9 protein-coding genes are annotated in these 24,552 nt (G+C 59.2%); 6 read left to right on the top strand and 3 right to left on the bottom strand.

The features are described from left to right. Positions 1 to 207 precede the first annotated feature (207 nt). On the bottom strand, positions 208 to 363 hold the full coding sequence (locus QNJ86_RS09120; RefSeq protein ID WP_283832300.1) for a hypothetical protein: 156 nt from the start codon (positions 361 to 363) through the stop codon (positions 208 to 210). Then, the gene (locus tag QNJ86_RS09115; RefSeq protein ID WP_283832299.1) at positions 353 to 937 is read right to left on the bottom strand and encodes a hypothetical protein; all 585 of its coding nucleotides are present in this window, start codon (positions 935 to 937) and stop codon (positions 353 to 355) included. Before QNJ86_RS09115 ends, QNJ86_RS09120 begins: the two co-directional genes overlap by 11 nt. A gap of 779 nt (positions 938 to 1,716) precedes the next feature. On the opposite strand from QNJ86_RS09115, the gene QNJ86_RS09110 reads away from it, so the two are divergent. The 3 genes from QNJ86_RS09110 (at position 1,717) to QNJ86_RS09100 (ending at position 20,017) form a co-directional block, all read left to right on the top strand. After that, positions 1,717 to 9,426, top strand: a complete 7,710-nt coding sequence (locus tag QNJ86_RS09110) for a leucine-rich repeat protein (protein ID WP_283832298.1) — start codon at positions 1,717 to 1,719, stop codon at positions 9,424 to 9,426. Positions 9,427 to 10,083: 657 nt separating this feature from the next. Next, positions 10,084 to 18,891, top strand: a complete 8,808-nt coding sequence (locus QNJ86_RS09105; RefSeq protein WP_283832297.1) for a leucine-rich repeat protein — start codon at positions 10,084 to 10,086, stop codon at positions 18,889 to 18,891. A gap of 208 nt (positions 18,892 to 19,099) precedes the next feature. After that, complete coding sequence (locus tag QNJ86_RS09100; RefSeq protein WP_283832296.1) at positions 19,100 to 20,017, top strand: diacylglycerol/lipid kinase family protein; 918 nt, start codon at positions 19,100 to 19,102, stop codon at positions 20,015 to 20,017. A gap of 48 nt (positions 20,018 to 20,065) precedes the next feature. On the opposite strand, the gene QNJ86_RS09095 is transcribed toward QNJ86_RS09100, so the two are convergent. Beyond that, positions 20,066 to 20,956, bottom strand: a complete 891-nt coding sequence (locus QNJ86_RS09095) for a DUF5996 family protein (RefSeq protein ID WP_283832295.1) — start codon at positions 20,954 to 20,956, stop codon at positions 20,066 to 20,068. Positions 20,957 to 21,135: 179 nt separating this feature from the next. On the opposite strand from QNJ86_RS09095, the gene QNJ86_RS09090 reads away from it, so the two are divergent. The 3 genes from QNJ86_RS09090 (at position 21,136) to rpsS (ending at position 24,552) form a co-directional block, all read left to right on the top strand. After that, positions 21,136 to 23,139, top strand: coding sequence for a YgiQ family radical SAM protein (locus QNJ86_RS09090; protein WP_283832294.1), 2,004 nt, complete (start codon positions 21,136 to 21,138; stop codon positions 23,137 to 23,139). A 286-nt stretch (positions 23,140 to 23,425) separates the two neighbouring features. Continuing rightward, the gene (gene rplB / locus QNJ86_RS09085; RefSeq protein ID WP_283832293.1) at positions 23,426 to 24,256 is read left to right on the top strand and encodes a 50S ribosomal protein L2; all 831 of its coding nucleotides are present in this window, start codon (positions 23,426 to 23,428) and stop codon (positions 24,254 to 24,256) included. Between the two features lie 23 nt (positions 24,257 to 24,279). Then, positions 24,280 to 24,552, top strand: coding sequence for a 30S ribosomal protein S19 (gene rpsS, locus QNJ86_RS09080; RefSeq protein WP_087192272.1), 273 nt, complete (start codon positions 24,280 to 24,282; stop codon positions 24,550 to 24,552).

The following is a 24,552-nucleotide window of genomic DNA, read 5'->3' as shown; positions in this document are numbered from 1 at the left end:
CACCTCAAAACCTAACTTACACTCCGCTTTTTGCACGATATCCCGAAATAGCGCTGATCCTTATTTCAGGTTATGCCATAACCTGAAATAAGGAGGCGTCATAATACGATCGTGTTGCGGAAAATCGCTAGTCAGATGATGTCTTTCGGATAGTGAGTCAGATACCAAAAAAGCCCACCGAAGTGGGCTTTTAGTTTCCTTGGTTAATTAAGCTACAGCCTTTTGTGCCTCTTCAATGAGGGCGACAAGTTCAGGATCAGGCTCAAGGCCTTCAGTCTGTTCCAAAGAGAGTTCAGGAAGATGGAGGCTATCCTCCGAATCAAACATATCCGCGTCAAAAATTTCCCTAAACTCATTCATCATAGGTGTCGATCCGTTCATAAGATACTCCAAACCTCCTTTCAAGCATTGATGAAATATAAGCATCTCCAATCCTTGTGCCGTAATATACCACGTTCCGAAGTATGAATCCATCGAGTTCTTTCATGGTTCGACTTTCGACAGCCATCAGAAATTTTTCGCGATCTACAATACGATATCTAACCACGCTCCCATTGTGACCTGCAATAATGCCGTACCGTACGGAGCGTACGAGGCATAAACGAAAATCAGCAGAGCTGGGTGGCATGTTTTCGGGATGGTTGTGAATCGTTACCAAGTCACCACGTTTAGCCACACTCATTGCGCGTCTATTTTCATTTGTTAGAACTGCTTCGTTATGCGTTTTGGAAGAAACAAGCCGTGTCACAACGTGTTTTTTACTAATGCTTATTGCCGCAAAATCCTCCAGCGAGGTACCAGTGCGATGCTTGAGCATTTCGCGTGCTACCTCGCAAATAACATCTCCAAGCGTCGCATCTTCGAAAAAATCGAAGGCGCACCTATACGCTTCGGAGTTGATGTATTCAATATCAACTTTTTCGGTGCGCTTACTCAATCGGCTCTCCTTTGACCATTTTAGTCATATTATCACTCGCCGCGATGGTTGTGGTGGTTGGAAATGAATAACATATTACTCATTCGTGTTAAGCCAATTTGCCTAGTTGGCTATCTCACTTCTTGATGCACAGATTATATGTAGAAATAGTGGAGAATTAGGGGCTTCTCAAAAGTCCTCTTCGACAGTGTGTGGAATATATTCTACCTGCGGTAACGAGGGTTTCTTGGCAGGTTGGTGGCGGGGGAGGGGGCTCCTTTGCGCTCTGCGCGCGCGGCTTGCGCGTGCTAGGATGCCGGGCATGCCGCACCTTTCGGGGTGCGCGCTACTCGGGAAACGCGTCCTATCGGGAAATGGGACGCAGAGGAGTAAAGGGACAAGAAGATGTGTAAAAACCGAACCTCGCGGTTCGGCAGGGTGACGTGCGCTTTTGCGCTGTCGCTAGCCCTGTCGGCCGGGTTGGTGCCCGCGGGCGCCGCCTCGGGTCGTGCCTTTGCGGCCGACCCCGCCTCCCAAACCCAAAACCTGTCGGGGGGGGGGGGCATTTTAAGCCTCTAAGCGAAGAAAACAATCCTTCCGACGCCCATGGTGGCGTATCTGGCGAAGCTGGCGGGTTAGGCAACGCCGGCAATGCCGACAACGCCGGAACGGGAACCCCCGGCAACGCTGGAAATGCCGGCGAATCCGGAACCGCAGGAGCCCCCGGCAACGCCACGAACTCCGGCGAACCTTCCTCCCCAAACTCAGGCAACTCTACCAGTGGGCAACTCACCCAGCAGGTGCAGCTCAACCCGCAGCCTTCAACAAACAACAACGCCCCCTCCGCGTCTACCGCAGGCCCCGGCACCGCGTCGGGCCAGGTGGCGGGCACGGTTCCGCTGCCAACGGAGGGCGCCGCAGACACCATAACTTCCATTGTCGCCGACGGCCTCGTGTTCGAAGTGCGCGCCGACGGCACCTCCGTCAAACTCACGGACGCCTCCGCCACGCCGCCCACGGGCGACCTGGCGCTGCCCGCGCTTGTCACCAGTGGCACCACCACCTACGACGTGGTCGCCATCGGCCCGCGCGCCTTCGCACGCTGCCCGGAACTCACCTCCGTGTCGCTGCCCGCCGCCGTGCGCGAAGTCGACACCGACGCCTTCACCGGCTGCACCTCGCTCGCATCCATCACCGTCAGCTCCACGAGCGAAACCTTCGCCTCGCACGACGACATGCTGTTCACCAAAGACCTCTCGCAACTCCTGTCCATTCCCGAGGACAAGGAGGGCGCCGCCGTTATCCCTGGTCGGACGAGTACTGTCCCCGCCTCGGCTTTTTCCCGATGCCCGAGGTTATCGTCCGTCCGCGTAGGGGACGGCGGCGCCGCACTCTCAACGCACGATGGGATGCTGTTTAGCAGCGACTTGAAGACGCTGCTCGTGTGCCCGCCGGCCGCGGGCGCGGCAGTGGTTCTGCCTGCGGAAACGGAAAGCATCGGCACGGATGCGCTGGCGGGTTGTAAGAACCTCGCGTCCATCACTGCTCTGGGCACGGTGCGCGAAATCGACCCCACCGCGTTCGCCGACGAAGCCAAGACGTCCGCTGTGGTGGCGCTGCCAGCGGGAGAGGACTACGCCGCGCGCAAGGCCGTGTGGGAGAAGGCGGGCTTCCAGCACTTTGCCGAACCCGCCGCTCCCGGCGCGACCACGCGCCCGCACGCCAACGGCTCCGACACCGAGAACCCCAACGCCGCTAGCGGCCTCGCGTTCACCTTGCTTGATGATTACACCCTTGCGGTTGCCTGGGAAGGTGCGGAAGATCCCGCCGCCGAGGTAGAGATTCCCACGTCCGCCGAGATCAACGGCGTGTCGTACCGCGTGAGCACCGTGGCCGCAAACGCCTTCGCGAACCGCGCCTCGCTTGCTAGCGTGAAGCTGCCGGCCACCGTGACCTCTCTTGGCGAGGCTGCCTTCGCCGGCTGTGCCAACCTGGCAAGCGTCGAATTTCCCGACGGCCTGCAGGTCATCGGCGAGCGTGCCTTCGAAGCCACCGCCCTCACGGACGTGTGGCTGCCCGCCAGCGTCGCAACCATAGGCCCGCGCGCCTTCGCCGCCTGCGAGAGCCTCACCCGCGTGGTGTCTCTCGGCGAGCCCCAAGTAGCCGAAGACGCCCTCGCCACCTGCACAAACGTCTCCATCTACTGCCCCTATAACGAAGATGGCACCTACCCCTGGAACCTGGGCCTCTTGGCCAACAACAACCACCTGCTGCCCTACGGCCTGACCCTCCCCGAAGAACCCCTTCAGTTGGAGGTCGGTCAACAAGCCAACCTCTTCGAAGGAGGAATCTGCGAAGCCCCCGAAGGCTGCGAGTTGTCTTTCTCCTACGCCGCCGCACCCCTATCTGTTGCCTCCGACGGCACCGCAGCCGGCAAGGCAAAAGGTAGCTCAGAAGTAACAGTAACCCTTTTCCTTGATGGTCAAGAACTCGCTCGCGCGAGCCGCCCGGTGGAAGTGTTGCCAGCCGCTGAGATGTCGGAAATTGAGTTATATGGTTGGGGAGGAACGGCCGAAGGTGTTCATACCTGGCGAGTTTTTTTCGACATGAATGGCGGAAGCCCTCAACTTGCTCCTGTTTCACTTGATACAAATGCAAGTATTCTTGACAGTGGAGAATACTTTTGGATGCTTAACAATCCCTTTGCGGGATTGATCCCTGACCCAGCACCAAGAGCGGGGTATATATTCGATGGGTGGTATCACACAGATGGCACTAAGTTTGTCACGGGAAATTCTGGTCAGCATGCCATAAAACCAAATGTTGTCACTCAGGTAGTTACGGACAGTGGGGAAGAGCGCTGGATCAACGTCACCGCTTATTGGACGCCAATCACCTATAACGTCTATTTTGCTCCTGCGGGTGGAATTACGAGCGATGGCTATGATATGACCACAACGCAAACCCTTACCTACGACAAACAGGAAAACCTTGCTCCCAATCCCTTTTCGAGAAAAGGGTATACGTTTGCAGGATGGTCAAAGACCATTTCTGACCCGAAAGTTGAGTACGCTGACAAGGCTCCAGTACTCAATTTGGAAAACACTCAAGATGCGGTGTTTAGACTATTTGCCGTCTGGCAAGCGAACACCTACAACATCGTTTACCACGCGAACTACGGGGACAACACGGCTACGACCAGTCAAAGTTTGAAGTACGACGCGGCTTCGCCTTCGCTTGCTCCCAACTCGTTCCAACGCGAAGGGTGGACGTTCGACCACTGGACCACTGAAGCGGGCGGCACAGGAACTTCCTACGCGAACGGCGCAACGCTTGCACGTCCCCTGGCCGAAAGCGGTGAAGTCCATCTCTACGCCCAATGGAAGAAAAACACCTACAACGTCACATACCAAACCAATGGCGGCTCAGCCATCGAAGGACTCACCGTCGAGCACGGCACCAAACTCATCAAACCCGGTGATCCCAGTAAGGATGGATATATTTTTGGCGGATGGTTTAAAGAGCCGGAATGTCAAAACGCCTGGTCGTTTGAGAATGATACTGTAACCAAAAACACTACGCTTCACGCGAAGTGGACGCAGATTACCCATGAGGTCACCTTCCAAACCAGCGGCGGCTCGGCAGTTGAAAAACTCACGGTCGCAGACGGCACCAAACTCACTGAACCGACCGACCCCACTCGTGCGGGCTATACTTTTGGCGGGTGGTACAAGGAGGAAAGTTACCTTAACGCCTGGGATTTTAACTCCGACACGGTAACGGCGGACACCACACTCTTCGCGAAGTGGAGTATCAAAGAGTTCGACCTGGTGGCTCCGAGCGGTCAGATGCTGCACTACGTCGTGCTCACCCATGAGGGGCGCGAGGGCACGGTGATGGTGTCGAAAAGTTCGCTTGAACCCGACGGCCCCGAGGGTAACCTAACAATTCCCGCTTCGGTCCCCTATGATGGTGTAACCTATGCGGTGACAAGGGTGGCACTTAACGGGTTCTCTCGTTGTGCAGGGCTAACGTCTGTCACGTTCGAAGAAGGCAGTCCATCCCTGATCATCGACGGAGTTGCTTTCGCGGCCGACCGCGCCCTGACCAGCGTTACTCTCCCCAGTAATCTGGTAAGCATTGGATATTCGTGCTTTGCCAATAGCTCATCTCTCACGTATTTGAATATACCAGACAAGGTGACCACAATCGGGCAAGAAGCCTTCGCGAGCGTCTTTGCGCTCAAGACGATTGTGCTGGGTAAAAGCGTAGCTACTCTTGAGCGTCGCTTGTTTTATGGATGCGCGTCGCTCGAAACAGTCATCATAAAAGGTAAAATTACACCTGCTGAACCAGCTGGCGTTTTCTTAGGAGCACCGGCGGATACCCTCCGAGTGTATGTGCCGTCTGCGGAACAGAAAACGCGTTGGGAGGGCTTCGGTTCTGGAGTGCCAAACGATCACATCATCTTCCAGTCGGCCTTCTACACGGTGCAGTTCCACGTGAACGATGATGCGGACACCGTATTGGAGTACCAGGTGGCTGCAGGGGACACCGTTCCTGTTCCGGCCGTTCCGGCGCGTCCGGGCTATTCGGTGGATGGTTGGTATACCGAACAAGCTTTGGTGAACCGCTGGGATTTCGCCACGCCTGTTCAGCGTAATCTGCCGCTCTACGCCTCGTGGTCGCAGAATGTTGAGCAGGGCGATTTTATCTTCCGCATGCGCAGCGATGGGGAAAGCTTGTCAATTGCAGCCAGAGACCCGGAGCGTCTGACTAGTGACGTGGTCATTCCGGAAACCGCCGAATACGGCGGCCGCTCCTATCCGGTGAAGGAGATTGCACTCCAAGGATTCATGAAAGCCTCCATTCGTTCAGTTAAATTCCCCACCGCATTGGAAGTAATTGGTGCGCAGGCCTTCAAGGATTCTACGCTTGAGGATATCTATTTTGCCGAGAATGGCTTGCTTAAAACTATTGGTTCTGATGCTTTCGAAGCGACAAGGATCAAGCAGTTGTGCGTGCCTGCATCCGTTAAACAAATAGGTCGCACAGTGTTCTATAACTGTGATTCCCTGGTTAGTGTTACATTCGAAGAGGGAAGCACTATTAAAGTCATTGAGGACACAACGTTTGGATATTGCGAAAATTTGGAAGCTGTGGCGCTGCCCGACTCGGTTACCGAGATATACATGAATGCAATGACCTTTTGCCCGAAGTTGAAGACCGTGTATCTACCAGCTTCCCTGAAAAGCATTCACCATAATGTCTTTTCTGGCAGCACGTCTCTCGAAAGTATAGTGCTACCTGCGAATCTGAGTAGTATAGGTCAGTTTACGTTCGCAGATACGAATCTGAAAACCCTTTATGTGCAGGGGAATGTTACTGATATTGGGAACTCAGTGTTCTCCAATGTCCCTGGTCCTATTGACGTGTACCTGGCATCGCCTGACCGCAAGTCCACGTGGGAGGCTTACAAGAAGGCTTACCCCAACCCCGTGCTGAACCTGCACGTGAATGGCGAGGGCGGGACGGTGCTGCATACGGTGACGTTTGACTCGAAGGGTGGCGTGCCCGCCACGTCGACGGCGCAGGTGGTGGCGGGGGAGGCTGTGGCGCGTCCCGCCGACCCGGTGAAGCCGGGGCAGGTGTTCGAGGCGTGGTATGCGAACTCGGAGCTTACGGGCGAACCGTACGACTTCACGCAGCCGGTGACCAGCGACTTCCCCCTGTACGCCAAGTATGCGGCGTACTCCGGAACGCTGCCCACGCTCAACAACGAGGGCGAAGTCACCTGGACGTTTAACCCCGCCGATGGCTCGCTTTCCCTCGATGTGGTGGCCGATGGCCTGGTGACCCCTTTATGGGACAGTCTCGACACCACCAATCAGGGCTTCTGGGGCCCCTTGCGCGGCCAGGTGACCAGCGTGCACATGGATCCGAGCCTGCGCACGCAAAGCATGCGCGCATGGTTCGAACGCATGCCGCTTTTGACCGATGTCACAGACGTGTTCGTGCCCGAGGAGTGCACCGACGTGCACAACCTTTTCTACAACTCAGACGCGTTTACCCTGGTGTCGCCCAGCTTCTCGCTACCAAGCAAGGTGGAAGACGCAACTTCGCTGTTCAATGGCGCCCGCTCGCTTGAGGCGCTGCCGTCCGCCTTCACCCTGCCATCCAGCGTGAAATGGGCGGGTAGCATGTTTATGGACACGAAATTAGCCACGCTGCCGGAGAACTTCACGCTGCCCGATAGTCTGGAAACTGCTACCTCGCTGTTCAGCGGGTGTGCTGAGCTGACCTCTCTTCCAGCTGGGTTTCGCATTCCGGACGGCAAGGTGTCGAAGATCGAAGTAGGCTACATGTTTGGAAACTGCCGGAAACTCGCGGCGCTGCCGGAGGGTTTCTACGTCCCGAACAACGTGGGCAGCATGGAGGGCATATTCTATGGGTGCACTTCGCTCACCTCGTTGCCCGATAGCTTCACCTTCCCGATTGACCAGGCGAATCAGGGCGGAACCTCGACGTTCTACTGCGACGCCATGACTAAGACGTACTTCGGCGGCCCTTCCTCAAGCAACGTTGTGCAGTACGCCAACTGGCCGCAGTGGAATCGCGAGATCGTCACCGCAGTGCCCGCGGAGCGCGCGGTGTCCTTCCTGCTGCCGGATGCCGAGGGCGCTTTCACCAAAACCCTCCAGAAGCAGGTGGCGGGCGAGAACGGCCTGCTCATCGAGCCGACCGCTCCCGTGGCCGAGGGCCACGCGTTCATCGGCTGGTATCTTGATAGCGCTCTCACGCAGCCGTTCAATTTCGCGAAAAGCATCACCGATCAAGAAGAAACCGCGCCCAACCCCGTGAGCACCCTGTACGGCCGCTACTACCGCTCTTCTGATGTGTTGCCTACCACGCGCAACGGCGTAGCCGGAACTGAAGGCGCGTGGGAACTTACCGCCGACGGCGTGCTGCACCTCACGTGCGCCGAGGGTAGCATCATTGACAGGCTGTACCAAAGTGAGGACACCTACACTCAAGGCTTCTGGGGCCCTGTGCGGGGTTTGGTGAGGTCGGTGGATATGGATGCCTCGCTCAGGGTGGTATCACTCGACTACTGGTTTGCTGGAATGACCCAGCTCACAAGCGCAAACGGCATCTTCGTTCCCACGGGTACGGCGTCGCTTACCATGCTGTTCAACGACTGCACTTCGCTGGAATCGCTCCCCGCGGGCTTCACGGTGCCATCGGGCATTAAGTCGGTGAAGGGCATGTTCCGCCACTGCACTGCGCTGAAAACGCTGCCAGAGGGCTTCGCGCTTTCCGACACGGTGACCACCGCGTACGCGATGTTTGGCGGCAGTGGCATCACAGCGCTGCCGGATGGATTCACCGTGCCGCATTCCACCACCAGCGTCTCGTGGATGTTCTCGGGGTGTCAAAATCTGGCGTCGCTGCCGGCCGGTTTCAAGCTGGGTAACAAAACATCCCAGATGAAGTATATGTTTTCGGAATGCTCGGCGCTGGTGTCCCTTCCGGAAGAGTTCAGTGTGACCGATGCCGTAGCCGATTGCTCGTACATGTTCGCGGATTGCACCTCGCTGGCGACGCTACCGGAGGGCTTCAAGGTGCCGCCGTCCGCATCCGACCTGGTGGTAGGTGGCATGGAGCGTATGTTTGCGGGCTGTGACGCGCTCACGGTGTTGCCGAGTTCGTTCGACTTCCCGCTGGACGTGGCGAACAAGTCGACGGAACCGTTCATGGCGACGAACCCTGACACGCTGACGTATTTCGCCGGGCCGGAATCCTCAGCCGTGCGCAGCTTCGCGTGGCAGGGCCAGAACCGCAAGCTGGTAGTAGCGAACGACCCCAACAACCCGCTGCCTGAGGGTGTGCACCTGGTGACCTTCCTCACGCCCGACGAGGCGAAGCCGGGCAAGTGGGTGACCTATGCTTCTGCGCTGACCAGCGCCGACGGGCTGGTGGTGAGTCCCAAGAACCCCTCGCGTTTCGGCTACCCGTTCGTAGGCTGGTATCGCGACCCGGCGTGCATGCAGCCGTTCAACTTTGGCGCCGCGCTGTCGGAAGATGCCACGGTGTACGGCAAATTCGGCCCTGTGTTGCTGCGCTACCAGGTGCCGCTGGGCGTGGAGGTGTCCATTGATGCGGCGGGCACCGTGTCCAAGGCGGGGCTGACATTTGCGTCCTACACGCCAGCCGCCGTGTCCGTGAGTGGCGTGACGTCCGGCTATGGCACGGGAGCCACGGCGCTACTGCCGCGCCCGGCCGATCGCGATGCCGTGAAAGCCCTGATCAACCTCGGGTATGAGGGCAAGCTGAAGCTGGACGGCGGAACCCTGCCGCTGTCGGTGTCGCTCTCCGCAGCAACCGGCTACGCCGATCCCGGCACTGCACAGGGAGATTTCACCCTCGATCTGGGCAACGCCCAGGTCAACTACAGCGAAACCCCCATAGAAGACGTAGCCCGCCTCCAATGGACGGTTGGCCTGGGATAGGGTAGGGCCGCTGTGACGTAACTCACAACCAAGAGGCCGCCTCCCGAACGGGAAGGCGGCCTTTTGTTGTGGAACTCGTGCCAGAATGGGGGGTGTTACCAAAGAACCCAAGAAACAAAAACGGTCGGGCTGCTGATGAGGACAGCCCGACCTTAGCCATAGACGATGCCCATGGGTGGGAGCATCGCACTTGGTATTTTAGCATGTTTCCGCACGTGATGCACTATATAAGCGCAATCATAAAGTATGAAGAAAATATGAATTCCCGCAAAGTCGCCCGAATTCTCCATGATTCTCCAGAGGGATATATTCTACCTGCGGTTTTGTCGCCTCTTGGTCCGCGCTTTCTCGGCTTTCCCGAGAACAGGGTTCTTCCGCACGCCCTTCACAAACCGCCGGCGCGTGCTACTATGCGGATTATATGCCGCACATTGGCATAGCCTCGGGGAGGTACGCTGTACGGGAAATGCAGCGCCCTGAGGAAGCCTTGAGGGCCACGTCGTACGGGAAATGCGACGCTCAGGGCTAGTGCAGCATCGGGAAATGCACTAACAGGAGTAAAGGGACAGAACAATGCAACGGGAAATCCGACCTTCACGGGTCGGCAGGACGGCGTGCGCGCTTTTATTGTCGTGCGTCCTGTCGACGACTATCTTCATGGACGGCGCTACGGCGCAGCTCGCCTACGCGGCGAACGGCCCGGCCACAGGCGCGCAAACCACTCAGAACACAGCAACGGGAGGCGGCCAAGCGGGCACCTCTGCACAGTCGCAGTCGCAGCCGGATGGCGAGTCTGCCGCGAACCCCAACCAGCCTACAGGTGGTGGGGAAGGGGAAGGCGCTGCGGAAAATCCGACAGATTCTGGTACGGAAAACCGCGCGCAGCTTTCCGAGAAAGTGCCGATTGAACAGGCAATATCCGGCACGCCGACCACGGGGTCGGTGCCTGCGTCGGCACCCGGCGACGCCTCCGCCACCCTCACCCCTTCCGGCCAGATCGCCGGCAAGGTGACGCTTGCGGGCGACGATGCCCCGGCCGTGGCGGGCATCATCGTGCGCGACGGCTTGAAGTATGAGGTGCTGGCGAACGGCACTAGCGTGAAGCTGGTGGGCGCAGCCTCTGCGGCCCCGGCGGGCGATATCGCCGTGCCCTCAACGGTGACCGGCGGAAACGACACCTTCGCCGTGGTGGCCGTAGGTTCGCACGCCCTGGCTACGTGCGCCGATGCCACGTCGGTCACGCTGCCGGCCTCCGTGCGCGACGTAGCGCCCGACGCCTTCGACGGCTGCCCGTCGCTTGCGTCCATTGAGGTGGCGGCCGCAAGTGAGCACTTCAGCTCCCTCGACGGAATGCTGTTCGACAAGGCGGGCGCGAAGCTCGTGCGCTGTCCTGAGGGCAAGCGCGGCGTGGCTGTGCTGCCTGCCAGCGCAACTGATGTGTCGCCCCAGGCGTTCGCGGGCTGCGCGGGCGTGACGTCCGTGGCCGTGACCTCGAACGATGGTGAAAGTGGGGAAGGCGGCGACCGCGCTGACGCCACTGCTGGCGAACGCGCCGCTGCAGGGGAGGGCGAACCCGCAGGCTCAACCGCCTCCACTCCCGCCTTCGCAACCTTCGGCGGCGCGCTCTACACCGGCGACCTCACAACGCTCGTGTTCTGCCCGGCCGGCATTGGCACGGCCCTCGTGCTGCCCGCCGAGACCGAGGTCATCGGCCCGCAGGCCCTCGCCGGGTGCGCGAACCTCGCGTCCGTGACCCCCCTCGGCACCGTGCGCACCATCGACCCCACGGCCTTCGCCGACGAAACCAAGGCAGCCGCCACCGTGGCGCTTCCGGCAGGGGAGGACTACGCCGCGCGCAAGGCCGTCTGGGAAGTGGCCGGCTTCCGGCATTTCGCCGAGCCCGCTCAGCCCGGCGCAACCGCGCGTCCGGAAACCACTGACTCCCAGGCGTCCGCCAGCGGCTTCGTGTTCACCCTGCTGGCTGACTACACCCTCGCTGTTGCCTGGGAAGGTGCAGAAGATCCTGCCGCACATCTGGAAATCCCCGCATCCGCTGAGATCAGCGGCGTGTCTTACCGTGTGAGCACCATCGCTCCCAACGCGTTCGCAAACCGCGCAGCGCTCGAAACGGTGAACCTTCCGGCCGCCGTTGCCACCATCGGCGAAGCCGCCTTCGCCGGCTGTGCCAACCTCGCAAGCGTCGAACTCCCCGCCGCGCTGCAAACTATCGGCGAACGCGCCTTCGAAGCCACCGCTCTCACATACGTGTGGCTTCCCGCCAGCATCGCAACCATAGGCCCGCGCGCCTTCGCAAACTGCGAGGCGCTCACCCGCATCGTCGCCCCGGGCACCCCCGAGGTAGCCGACGACGCCCTCGCCGGCTGCGCGAACCTCTCCGTCTACTGCCCGTACAGCGCGGAAGGCACTTACCCCTGGAACCTGGGCCTTCTCGCCAACAACAACCACCTCATGCCCTACGGCCTCACTCTTCCCGAAGAGCCCCTGCAACTTGAGGTAGGCCAGCAAGCCAACCTCTTCGAAGGTGCCCTCTGCGAGTCGCCCGAGCCCACAGACCTCACCTTCTCCTACGCCGCCACCCCGCTCTCCGTAGACCAAACCGCCCAGGTCACCGCCAAAGCCCCCGGCACCTCCGAGGTCACCGCAACCCTCACCCTCGACGCCCAAGAACTCGCGCGCGCCACCCGCACAGTCGAGGTAACTGTCCCGGCACCCGAGACTCCCGGGATGCCCGTAACCGACACCACCACGCCCGAATCGCTCGAAGCTCCCACCAACGAGCCCACAACCTCCACCTCCAACCCCGCCGAAACTCCCCAAATGCTCACCGGCACCATGAACCTCTCATCCGTCGCACCCAACCCATTGCTCGGCACCACCTTCGAACAGCAAACACCCGCACCCACTGCCGCACAAACAACCAACGACATAACGCCCCTTGCGGCCAACGACCCCTTCGAGCAAGGCAAAGATGGCACCTGGTTCAGATACACCATCACCAAGGCCGACGCGTCTACCAACACCTACGAAGTGTCTGTCGGTGCCTCGGCTGACGCCGCAAAAAAGCCAGAAGGCTCCGTCGTTGTACCTGATCAAGTGACAAATAACGACACCACTTATACCGTCACCAGCGTCACAAGCAGTGGATTTGCCGGCTGCAGTAACTTGCGGTGCATAACGCTTCCCGAAACGGTCAAAATCATTGAGTCGCTGGCGTTTAACCAGTCCGGCCTGTCCGAGACTCCCGTCATGCCAGGTGTCCAGGACCTCAGGGTCTCAGCCTTCCGCGATTGCGACAACCTGCAAGAGTTCACCGTTCCCCCTTCGGTTGAATACATGGGTGTGCTCTGCTTTGAGCTGTGCAGTAACCTGCGCAAAGTGGTTCTGCCCGATACCATCAAAGGCATGTCGGCTAACAATGCAAGGCTCGCCGCTCTCTTTGTGGGCTGCTATACGTTGGAAACTATCGAGCTTGGCAGCAATTCCCTTTACAAACTTGTAGACGGTGCGCTGTACTCCAAAGATGGAACAAGCCTTATCGATACCGGCACCCGCCATGACCAGCTTTTTGAAGTGTCATCAGGCACTCAGCGAATCGAAGACAGTTCCATCAAAGATAGGGAAGGTATCCAGGGCGTAGTGCTTCCGTCAAGCGTAACCGAGGTATTGCACTCAGCATTCAGAGGATACCGCGGGTCCGAAATCCTTTGTCTTCCTCCGGCGGGTAGCCAGCAGATAGACTCAGCTGCTCTTACCTCGCCCTGGAACGGGGTGTCAATGACTAACGTGGCAATCTACTGTAGCGATCCTGCCGCCTGGGAAGGCAACGAAGGCACGACCATCAAGCATGACGTGGGCCTTCCGGCTTCGTATGGCGTGCCGAGCGACGGGGGAGCAACCACGCTTTCCACGAATCTTTCCATTCCGGAGGATTCTCTGTTCGCGAATAACATCGAAGTTCGCTGGACGTACTCGGAAGGCGCGGAGAAACTGGCCACGTTCACGCCTTCCGCCGACGGTCGCATCTTGAACATCGCTCCGATCACACAGGCACCGGGTACGTTTACTGCTACGGCAAGCATGGTCTACATCGGCGCGAATGCAGGCGAAAACGGAACGGTGCTCGCCACAGGCCAAACGACAGTCACAGTGGCCCCTTCGAGCGGCGCGCTACCTAGCTACGCAGAAGGTGCAAACTCCAATACTGACGTCTCGGACGAGAGCCTTGCTTCCTGGAAACTCGAAAACGGCGTTCTCGACATCAGCTGCACCCCCGGCCGCGTCATCAAAGACCTGGGCTGGTACCGCAACAACGATTCTGACCAGAATCAAAGCGGCTACTGGGGAGACCTGCGTCCTCTGGTCAAAAAGGTCGTCATGACCCCCGGTCTCAAAGCCGAAAGTATGGCTCTTTGGTTCATGAACATGACGGAACTTGTAGACGCGTCAGGTGTATTCATCCCCGAAGGCGTGACCTCGGTTGATCGTTTGTTCGCCAACTGCCAAAAACTCACCAGCCTGCCTGAGGGCTTCACCATACCGGCAAGTGTGGAAACAACGCTCAACATGTTCATCGACTGTTTCGCGCTCAAAACGCTGCCCAGCAGTTTCGCCATCCCTGCCAACTCGAAATTGACCGTTGCCCAAGGCATGTTTGCCCAATGTTACAGCTTGGAATATCTGCCCGACGGCGTGGTGCTCCCAGACACCCTCACCGGCAGTTGTCAGGCTATGTTCCAGCGTGCTGGCATCCGGGAACTACCTGCGCGTTTCACCATCCCGAAGGGGGCGGAGCGTATTGACTACTTGCTGTATGAATGCCGCTCGCTAGAGTGCCTTCCTGAGAACTTCGCCATTCCTACGGAGGCGACGGGCCTCAATATGACCAGCATGTTCTACGAATGTTCTAGCCTCACCTCACTGCCGAAGAACTTCACCATGCCCGAATCCACCAACACGGGAGCGATGTTTGCGTGCTCCAATGCTGGTTCGCCGCTCCCGCTCTATTATGCAGGCACCGACACTGCGCTCACTGGGAAGGGGACTGCCTGGTGGACTGCCCAAAACCGCGTCCTTGTCACGCCGAGCACCACCGGTCAAGTGCAGTTCCAAGTGCCCTCCGCCACAGCGCCTGATCAGTGGGAAACCGTTACTGCCTTTGTGCCGAACGCCTCCGGCCTCATGCCCGAACCTGCCGCTCCCGCACGCGTGGGCCAGGTGTTCACACTCTGGTACACCGACCAAGACTGCAAGCAGCGCTACGACTTCGGAAAGTCGCTGGTTGAAAACGGCGTCGAAGCAGCCGCCGACGGCACCTACCAACTCTATGGCCGTTACGCCGCTGCGGCTACCGGCAACACCGCTACCAGCTCAGGAGCCCTACCCACGGTAGACAACCAGGGCTCTGCCTGGTGGTCACTCGGAAAGGTGGAGGGGTCGGAAGGTAGAAAAGTCACTCTCTACCTGCGCGGCACCGGCAAGGTAGCCGACTTCGGATGGAAGGATATCTTCGGAGATTTCTCCACCACACCAGCCGTTTCTGAATACTGGGGCGTTTTCCGTGTCAATGTGAACGCCATTGCCATGCAGCCCTCCTTTAACGCCGAAGCGACCGATTACTGGTTTCGGAATATGACCAATCTTACGGACTTTAGCCAAGGTCACCTGCCCCAGAGCGCCACTAGTCTCAAGGGCATGTTCCAGGGCGACAACTCGCTTACCTCACTGCCGGAGGGGCTTTCGCTGCCCGCAGGCTCGCTCGACGCAAGCTATCTATTTGCCGATGCTCGCTTGACTTCGCTTCCGGCAAGCTTCACCCTACCCTCAACTTTGCAATCGGCACAGTGCCTGCTCAGGAACAACCCGATCCAACAGATACCTGATGGCTTCCTGCTGCCAAGCAGCATCAAAAACGCCAGCTTTTTGTTCCAGAACACAAAGGTAACCTCCCTTCCAGATGGATTCACTATCCCCTCTGGTGGGGTGAACGTAACGGGCCTCTTCCTCGATTGTTCCCAGCTCAGCGCACTGCCGGAGGGTTTCTCTGTACCTGCTGATATCCAGTTCGGCCACGACGCTGCCACCGACACCGATCGGGGCATGCAGTTTATGTTTAACGGCTGCAATAAACTCACGTATTTCCCGGAAAGCTTTGACTTCCCAGCGGATATTGCTGCCAACGACGCGACGAGCGCATTTCCTCCCTTCTACGTGGACCCTGCCACTACCACAACACCGCTGCCCACGTACTACTCCGGTACCAACGAGGCAGTCCTTACCTTCGACTGGGCAAGCCAAAACCGCGTGCTCATCACCGACCCCGCTGGCCGCGGCCACAAAGTAACCTACAAGTTGGCAAACGACGACGGCACCTGGAAAACCTACGCCACCGTGCTCACCGATGCCGCTGGCATCGTGCCGCAACTGGCCGAACTGCAATCCGAAAAGGGCTTCACCGGCTGGTCCGCCGACCCCGATTGCCTCGAACCCTTCGACTTCGCCACTCCCGCCACCAGCGATGTCACCGTCTACGGCAAGCGCTTCATTTACGGTGGCCGCGACAAAGCGGTGGGAGAAGGCCAGCTGCCCGTGGACCCCGACACGGGCGAAGCGTGGTGGCAAATCACCAACGACGGCACCCTCATGATCTTGGGCGACGGCAAAATTCAGAATCTAGGGTGGTCGTGGGAATATACCGATATTTCAATGACCCAACACTGGGGTGCTCATCGTGGAGACGTGAAGAGTATTCTTATGTCTGACAACCTGCGGGCATACAACATCAATGCCTGGTTCCAACGCATGGATAACCTGCGTGACATAAGTGGAGTACGCATTCCCGGTGAGACAACGGCGGCAGTCTGGCTCTTCTTCAGGTGTACGCAGTTAGACAGGATTCCGGATGGCTTCGACCTTCGGTTTCCCGAGACCTGCACAAACTGGCACTGCCTATTTGGTGAGTGTAATAAGCTATCGTGGTTGCCAGAAGGATTCACTATTCCTGAGTTCGTAACTAAGGCCGATCAGATGTTCAAATACACGGCACTCACCAGTGTGCCCGAAAGCTTTGTTCTGCATGATCGGCTGAAAGACGTATCGCTTATGTTCGAAGGGTGCGCGCAGCTCACGTCGCTGTCGAATAACTTCCGGTTGGTTGAAGGCAATGCGATCATGTATAGCATGTTCATCAACTGCACCTCTCTAACTGCGCTGCCGGAAGGTTTCACCATTCCTAATACGGCTACCAATGTAAGACAGATGTTCTCAGGTTGCATCTCACTCACTTCACTACCTGCTTCCCTCGATTTGAGGAACGTCACCGCTTCGGGCAAGGACACCATGTTCGCACTGGACGCTGGCATCTACGGCGAGAACCCCCTGGTCACCTACTATGCCGGCAACATCGAGAACCTCAAGGTGAGTGCGGACGTTGCCGACGCGGCGGCCTATTGGCGCACCACCTACCACCGTGACTTGGTAAGTGCGGTGCCCAGCAACCGCAGCTACGTTTCATTCTTCCTGTCAGGTGCGGACGGAACCTATGGTGACACACCCTGGACCAAAGCACTGTCGGCCGAAGGCGGCATGGTAGCCGAACTCGCCGCGCCGCCAGTGGACGGCAAAGCTTTCGCTGGCTGGTACACCGATCCCACCTGCACCAAGCTGTTCGACTTCACGAAGAGCCTTGCCGAGAACGGCCTGACCAAGGAGCCTTACGCACTCTATGGCGCCTACGCCACCGCTTCCGGCGCGCTGCCTACTGAGAGCGATGCCGCCAACACCGACCCCACCATCGCCGGTTGGCACCTCACCACCGACGGCACGCTGTCCATCTGGAATGCTCCGGGAGAAGTTATTGCGCCGTTATGGCACGACTCTGTTGATTCTCCTGCTTATCTTAACTATTGGGGCCCTCTACGATCTTCAGTAAAAAGAGTAGTAATGGATGAAAATATAAAAACATCCAGTTTGCTCGCTTGGTTCTGTGAAATGCCCCAGCTTGTCGATGGAACGGGAATCTTCATTCCGGAAGGAACTAAGGACCTTTGGAGAATGTTCCACAACTGCTCTGCGCTCGTGACTCTTCCCTCCGACTTCGCTATTCCTAACGGTGCTGAGAACCTGCGAAGCATGTTTCGCCATTGCGCAAGCCTCAAGCAGCTTCCATCAGGCTTTACTCTCCCTTCTTCTGTAAATAATGTCTATGCAATGCTAGAGTTTAGTGGAATCGAGTCTCTTCCTGCTGGTTTTTCCATTCCCGAAACAGTAACCGATGTTGGTTGGATGCTGAGCAATTGTGTTAGCTTAAAAAGCTTGCCAGAGAGCTTTAAGATCCCGGAAAATGCAACGGAAGCTCCGGGTCTGTTTTATGCGTGCTCGTCTCTTACCTCCCTTCCATCTTCCTTCAAGATTCCGGGGTCGATGCAAAATGCTGCAAGTATGTTCGAACATTGCAGGTCGCTTTCGTCTTTGCCTGAGGGCTTCAAATTTGAAAATCCTTCTGTGTTGACTGATGTTTCACACCTGTTTAAGGACTGCTACAGTCTTACCTCACTACCATCTTCTTTTGTGCTTACCGGGCTTGAAGATAAGGTTGATCATGCGAAGCCACTGTTTACGACGAACGACCATACGGCTAGCAATCCGCTCATAACTTTTTACGCCGGTGGAGACTTAGCGGCGCTCTCGGTTGTTGCCGGAAGCAATGCGGCTGCGACATCGGAATACTGGCTGCAGAAGCACCACCGCAAGCTTGTGAGCAAAAATGATTTGTTGCCGGAGGGGTTTAAGAAAGTGTCGTTCAAGACGCGCGTGGTGTCGGCTGATGAGGTTGCTAGCCCAACGCTGAACTGGAATGACTTCACTACGATAGTCACCGACGCTACCGGAACCTTCCGCGCACCGGCGGCTCCTGCGCCCTACGGCTACGGCTTCGACGGCTGGTACAAGGATCCCGAGTGTACCACGCGCTTTATCTTCGATGCCGATGGTTCAGCCTCGGTGTCGGCTGATACGGTACTCTACGGCAAGTTAGTGATGCGCATCAGCTTCGATGCGCCCACTTCTGCGGTCATGGTGCTTGATGCCTCAGGTGCCATCCAGCCCGCGCTTGCGCAGGTCAAGTCATACTCTGCGGTCCCGCTTGCGGTAAGCACAATCTCATGCACCAAAATGGGTGCTGCTGAACAACTGATTGACGCGGTCTCGCTTGACAAAACAAAGATAGTGGTGAAAGACGCCGTCGACCCCGACACCTCAACGTCGCTGACTTTCGGAGCCACAAAGCCCACCGGCTTCACGCTTCCCGCGTCTACCAGCGCCAGTACTCCCGGCACGCTGAACCTGTCAATCCAGATGAACGCCCCAGCTGAAGCCACCTATACCTACGTAGGCGACGGCCTCATAACCGACCTAGCCCGCCTCACCTTCCAAGTGAGACCCGCTTAAACAAAAACCTCCCCATGCCGCCATCAGCTGGCATGGGGAGATTGAGGTCACAATAGAAGTGACACACTTGATGCGGGGTGCTTTTGGCGTAATCGGTAGCGCGTAAGCGCGTCACACTTTAGTTGCGGAAGCGTGCTCGTGGTGGGGTGGTTTTGGCAGGGGGTATAATGGGGGGTGGTGTTTACTTTGTTTGGTGAAAGAGAACGAAATGCCTACCCTGCTGGGAAAGACTTTGCTTATTGCGAATCCGGCTGCGCAGAATGGCCGGGGGGCTGTTGCGGCTGAACGCGCGGCGGATCTCTTGCGCGCGGCTCTCGGCGACGACGCGCTTGCGGTCGAGTTCACCAAGCGCCCGCACCATGCCGTTGACCTGACCGCCGCGGCCAGCGACTATCGCACGGTACTCGCGCTTGGCGGCGACGGGGTTATTCACGAGGTGGCGAACGGCCTCATGCGCCTGGCCGCCGAAGCGCGGCCCCAGTTCGGCATCGTGCCGGTTGGCTCGGGCAACGATTACGCACGCACACTCGGTATGTCGACCGACGTCGACAAGGCCGTGGCTCAACTGCTTACCGCCGAGGCGCACCCGGCCGACGTCGGCACCGTCAACGGCCACTACTTCGTGGAAACACTCTCGTTCGGCCTCGATGCTGCCATCGCACTCGACACCGTGGAGCGCCGCAAGCGCACGGGTCGCACTGGCACCATCCTGTACGCCGAGGCGGGCGTTGACCAGCTGCTTCATCACCTGTTCGCCCGCCCGTACCGGGCTTCGTTCGACGGCGGCGCGCCCGTGGCGGGGGAGTCTATCATGTTCGCCGTGCAAGTGGGTCCCACCTACGGCGGCGGCTTCCGCATCTGTCCGGACGCCCGCATCGACGACGGACTTCTGGACATTTGCATCGCCCATCCGCCGGTCACCATTTTCCGCGCGGCTGTCATCTTCCTGGCGGCAAAGTTCGGGTGTCACACGGGCTTCAAGCAAATCGAATTGCTCCGCATACGCAAACTGCACGTGGAGTTCGATGAGGCACCGCCCGCCCAGATGGACGGCGAACCCATCGAGTCGCGCAGCTTTGACGTAGCGGTCGAACCCGCCGCCCTGCGCGTCCTCATGCCACAGTAGCGTCCGGCCCGCCCCAGCGCCACGCCCGCACTTCGGCGCCGCGCGCCGCTACCGCGGCAGCGGCCGCGTCAACCAGTCAAACCGCTCCCACCGCTGCAGCGCCGAGGCTTCCACAAACACGTCGTGGAAGAAGCGCATGACGAGGCTCTTCGGATCATCCGCGTGCAGCACATCCTCAAGGCGCAGCACGTACTTCGCGCCCTTCTCGTCGAAGAAGGCGCCTGGCACCTCCACGCGCGGTGCGGACGCGCCCAAAAACGGGTACACCAGTACGAAGAACGCCGGGTCGTCGAAGGTCTCGTCGCCCGGCCAAAAGCCAAATTCCATGCACTGCTCGTCAAGCGCCACGCGCTCCACGTAGCCGCCGTCGCCCTCGTACGGGCACGGCTTGCCGGAAAACAGCACGCTGGTCAGGTCGAACGTGCCCCAGTACAGGGCCGGCCCCGTCTTCTTCCCGCGGAACCCCGCCGTGAAGTCAAGCAGAGTCACCTGCGCGAGCAAACACTGCTCGTAGTAGTTCTTCGCCGCCGCGGCATCGAACGTCAACGGCTGCGTCTGCGCGAAGAAGGGCGCGCGTACTGGCATCTCCTGCGGCGTGGGGTTAATGTCAACCGGGTGGCCTATTGCCTCCAGCATCAACGAGTAGCGCTCGTAGTAGTCGGCCACTGAAAGCCCGCCGCACAGCGCAAACGACGCTTCCTCGCCCGTGGCTGCCACGGAGCGCACCTGTGGGTCTTCCAGCAAAAGTTCCACCTCAAAGCCGTCGGAGCCGTGCGGAATGAACCCGGTCGAGAACCCGCCCGCCGCGGGCTTGAGCGTCACTTGCGCCCACTCGGGTTCAAGCGGCAGGCAGGCCAGCTTCGTCTTGCCCATCATCTGGGATAATGCATGCAGCGCGAAACACGTGTCGCGCCAATGGCTGTATGTTTGTACCATCATGTGTATCACCTCGGCGCTCAGTGTAGGGAAGGTGCGCCGCGTTCGCGCCCTTTCGCGCCAATCCGTTGCCGGATCGTGTGGCTCCGGTCGACCGGGTGGCGACGGCCCTCCTTTTCCGCTAGGATGGCAGAACGTCAAGACGCCCGCCGCCCGTGCGGGCATGAACACAAGGGAGCCACATGAGCGAGGGATTTCTGCCGGTTAGCCGCGCCGATATGGAAGCGCGGGGCTGGGACCAGCTCGATTTCGTGTACGTGTCGGGCGACGCGTACGTCGATCACCCCTCGTTCGGCATGGCCATCATCACGCGCCTTTTGGAGGCCCACGGCTACAAGGTGGGCGTCATCGCTCAGCCCGACTGGCGCGACAGCGCCAGCATTGCGGCCCTCAGCGAGCCGCGCTTGGCCTTCCTCGTGTCGGCCGGCAACATGGACTCCATGGTGAATCACTACACCGTGGCGAAAAAGCACCGCCGCGAGGATGCCTACTCCCCGGGCGGCGCGTCCGGCATGCGGCCTGATCACGCGGCCGTGGTGTACGCGAACCTCATCCGCCGCACGTTCAAGCGCACGCCCATCGTGCTGGGCGGCATCGAGGCCAGCCTGCGAAGGCTTGCCCACTACGACTACTGGGCGGACAAGCTCAAGCGCTCCATCCTGCTAGATTCGAACGCCGATCTGGTGTCCTACGGCATGGGGGAGCACTCCATCGTGGAGATAGCCGACGCGCTGGCGGCGGGGCTTGCCATCGAGGACCTCACGTTCATCAACGGCACGGCCTACCGCGCCCGCTCGCTCGAACACGTCTACGATGCCGTCACGCTGCCTTCGTTCCCCGAGATGCAAGCCGACCCGCTGGCGTATGCGCGCAGCTTCAACGTGCAGTACGAAAACAGCGACCCCTTCACCGGAAAGCGCCTGGTAGAGCCCTATTCCGACCACGAATTCGTCGTGCAGAACCCGCCATCCGAGCCGCTTTCGCAAGCGGAACTGGATGCCGTCTATCGCCTGCCATTCACGCGCACGTATCACCCGATGTACGAAGAGGCAGGGGGAGTGCCCGCCCTCAAAGAGGTGAAGTTCAGCCTCACCAGCAGTCGCGGCTGCTTCGGCGAGTGCTCGTTTTGCGCGCTCACGTTCCATCAGGGGCGCATCGTGCAGGCGCGCAGTCACGACTCGCTGGTGGCGGAAGCGCAGCACATCATCGACGAGCCAAACTTCAAGGGCTACATCCACGACGTGGGCGGCCCCACGGCGAACTTCCGCGCGCCGGCGTGTGCCAAGCAACTCACGCGCGGCGCGTGCTCGCACAAGCGCTGTCTGTTCCCCGACCCGTGCCGCCAGCTTGAGGCCGACCACGCCGACTACCTGGTTCTTCTGCGTCGCCTGCGCGCGCTACCCGGCGTGAAGAAGGTGTTCGTGCGCTCGGGTATCCGCTTCGACTACGCGCTCGCCGACAAAGCGCACGGTGATGAATTTATCAACGAGCTATGCAAGCACCACGTGAGCGGCCAGCTGAAGGTGGCGCCCGAGCACGTGTCCGACGCCGTGCTGGCCTACATGGGCAAGCCGCGCAACTTCATCTACCAGCGATTCGTACAGAAATACGAGCAAGCCAACGAAAAGCTGGGCAAGAAGCAGTACCTCGTGCCCTACCTGATGTCCTCGCACCCCGGCTCCACGCTCGACGAAGCTATTGAGCTGGCCGAATACTGCCGCGACCTCGGTTATATGCCCGAGCAGGTGCAGGATTTCTACCCCACGCCCTCTACCATGTCCACGGTTATGTACGCCACCGGCGTGGACCCGCGCACGATGCAGCCCGTCTACGTGCCCAAAAACCCGCACGAAAAAGCGCTCCAGCGCGCGCTCATCCAATACCGCGATCCCAAGAACCGCGCCCTCGTGCAGGAGGCTCTGCGCAAAGCCGGCCGCACCGACCTCATAGGCTATGGCCCCGAGTGCCTCATCCGCCCACAAAAACCCGCCAACGCGAAAACCCGCGACACCTCAACCCACCAAAAAGCCACCGGCAAAGCCGCCGCCCCCCGCCCAAGCAAGCCAAAACCCAAAAGCAAAACCCCAGGCGGAAAGCCCACCAAGCCCAAAAAAGACGGAACAAAAACTCCGTCCAACTCCCGCTCCGCCAAGCCACGCCCCAACAAGCGCCGCAACCATATATAAATAGTGTAAGGAAGAGGGAAGAGGGGGAGAAGCGTTCCCCCTCCGCACCCCCCTCTCAACTTGTGCGCAAGTTGTGTGGATAAATCTACTCTTGATAGATGACTTCGAGGGGTTTATAATTCTCGGTTGCGTCTGGTCATGCATGGATACACCCGGACGCGTGGCAAACCGGCGTCGCCTGCGTCAAGCCTCCCCAGGGCGCAGCGGCAATCGGGATCCACGAAGCGACAAGGGGTCTTTGGGGTACGGAGAGGCGTGCGAGCAAAGATCCAAAGAAAGGACAGTAATGGGAGTCAAACAGTACAAGCCGACAAGCCCGGGCCGACGCTTCCAAACGGTCTCGGACTTCGCCGAAGTTACAACGGACAAGCCGGAGAAGTCTCTGCTTGCGCCGCTGTCGAACAAGGCGGGTCGCAACAACAATGGCCGTATCACTACGCGCCATCAGGGCGGCGGCAACAAGCGCCGCTACCGCATCATCGACTTCAAGCGCAACAAGGACGGCGTGCCCGCGAAGGTCGCTACCATCGAGTACGACCCGAACCGCTCGGCTCGCATCGCCCTTCTGCACTATGCCGATGGCGAGAAGCGCTACATCCTGCACCCGAAGGGTCTGCGTGTGGGCGACACGGTCATGAGCGGCGTTGACGCCGACATCAAGCCGGGCAACGCTCTGCCGCTGGCCAACATTCCCGTTGGTACGCTCATTCACGCTGTGGAACTGAAGCCGGGCAAGGGCGCCGCTATCGCGCGTTCCGCTGGCACCAGCATCCAGCTCATGGGTAAGGAAGGCGACTACGCCATCCTGCGCATGCCGTCCTCCGAGATGCGCCGCGTGCTCATCACGTGCCGCGCCACGGTGGGCGAGGTCGGCAACGCCGAGCATGCCAACATCAAGGTGGGTAAAGCGGGCCGCAACCGCTGGAAGGGCATCCGCCCGAGCGTCCGCGGTACCGTTATGAACCCGGTCGACCACCCGCACGGCGGCGGCGAGGGCAAGAACAAGTCCGCTGGTCGTCACCCGGTCACCCCGTGGGGCGTTCCCACGAAGGGCCATCGTACCCGCAATCCCAAGAAGGCTTCGAGCCGCTTGATCATCCGCCGTCGCAAGAAGTAGCGCGAGCACGTTAAGGAGTAATAGTGAGTAGAAGTTTGAAGAAGGGTCCTTTCGTCGAGCCGCGGCTTCTTGATCGTATCGAGAAGATGAACGCTGCGGGCGAGAAGAACGTCGTTAAGACCTGGTCGCGCGCCAGCACCATCTTCCCGGAGATGGTGGGCCACACCATCGCTGTGCATGATGGCCGCAAGCACGTGCCGGTATACGTCACCGAATCCATGGTCGGCCACAAGCTGGGCGAATTCGCCCCGACCCGCACGTTTAAGGGTCACTCCGCCGACAAGGGCAAGCGATAA

This window comes from Gordonibacter faecis (assembly GCF_030077735.1).
GTDB lineage: Bacteria > Actinomycetota > Coriobacteriia > Coriobacteriales > Eggerthellaceae > Gordonibacter > Gordonibacter faecis.
The sequence above is the reverse complement of the archived record's forward strand: the minus strand, read 5'-3'. Positions and strand labels throughout refer to the sequence as shown.

What these genes read in the sequence shown, in the direction of transcription:
- rplB (WP_283832293.1), top strand. Translation starts at nt 23,426, where the DNA reads ATGGGAGTCAAACAGTACAAGCCGACAAGCCCGGGCCGACGCTTCCAA.
- QNJ86_RS09120 (WP_283832300.1), bottom strand. Translation starts at nt 363, where the DNA reads ATGATGAATGAGTTTAGGGAAATTTTTGACGCGGATATGTTTGATTCG.
- QNJ86_RS09090 (WP_283832294.1), top strand. Translation starts at nt 21,136, where the DNA reads ATGAGCGAGGGATTTCTGCCGGTTAGCCGCGCCGATATGGAAGCGCGG.
- QNJ86_RS09100 (WP_283832296.1), top strand. Translation starts at nt 19,100, where the DNA reads ATGCCTACCCTGCTGGGAAAGACTTTGCTTATTGCGAATCCGGCTGCG.
- QNJ86_RS09095 (WP_283832295.1), bottom strand. Translation starts at nt 20,956, where the DNA reads ATGATGGTACAAACATACAGCCATTGGCGCGACACGTGTTTCGCGCTG.
- QNJ86_RS09105 (WP_283832297.1), top strand. Translation starts at nt 10,084, where the DNA reads ATGGACGGCGCTACGGCGCAGCTCGCCTACGCGGCGAACGGCCCGGCC.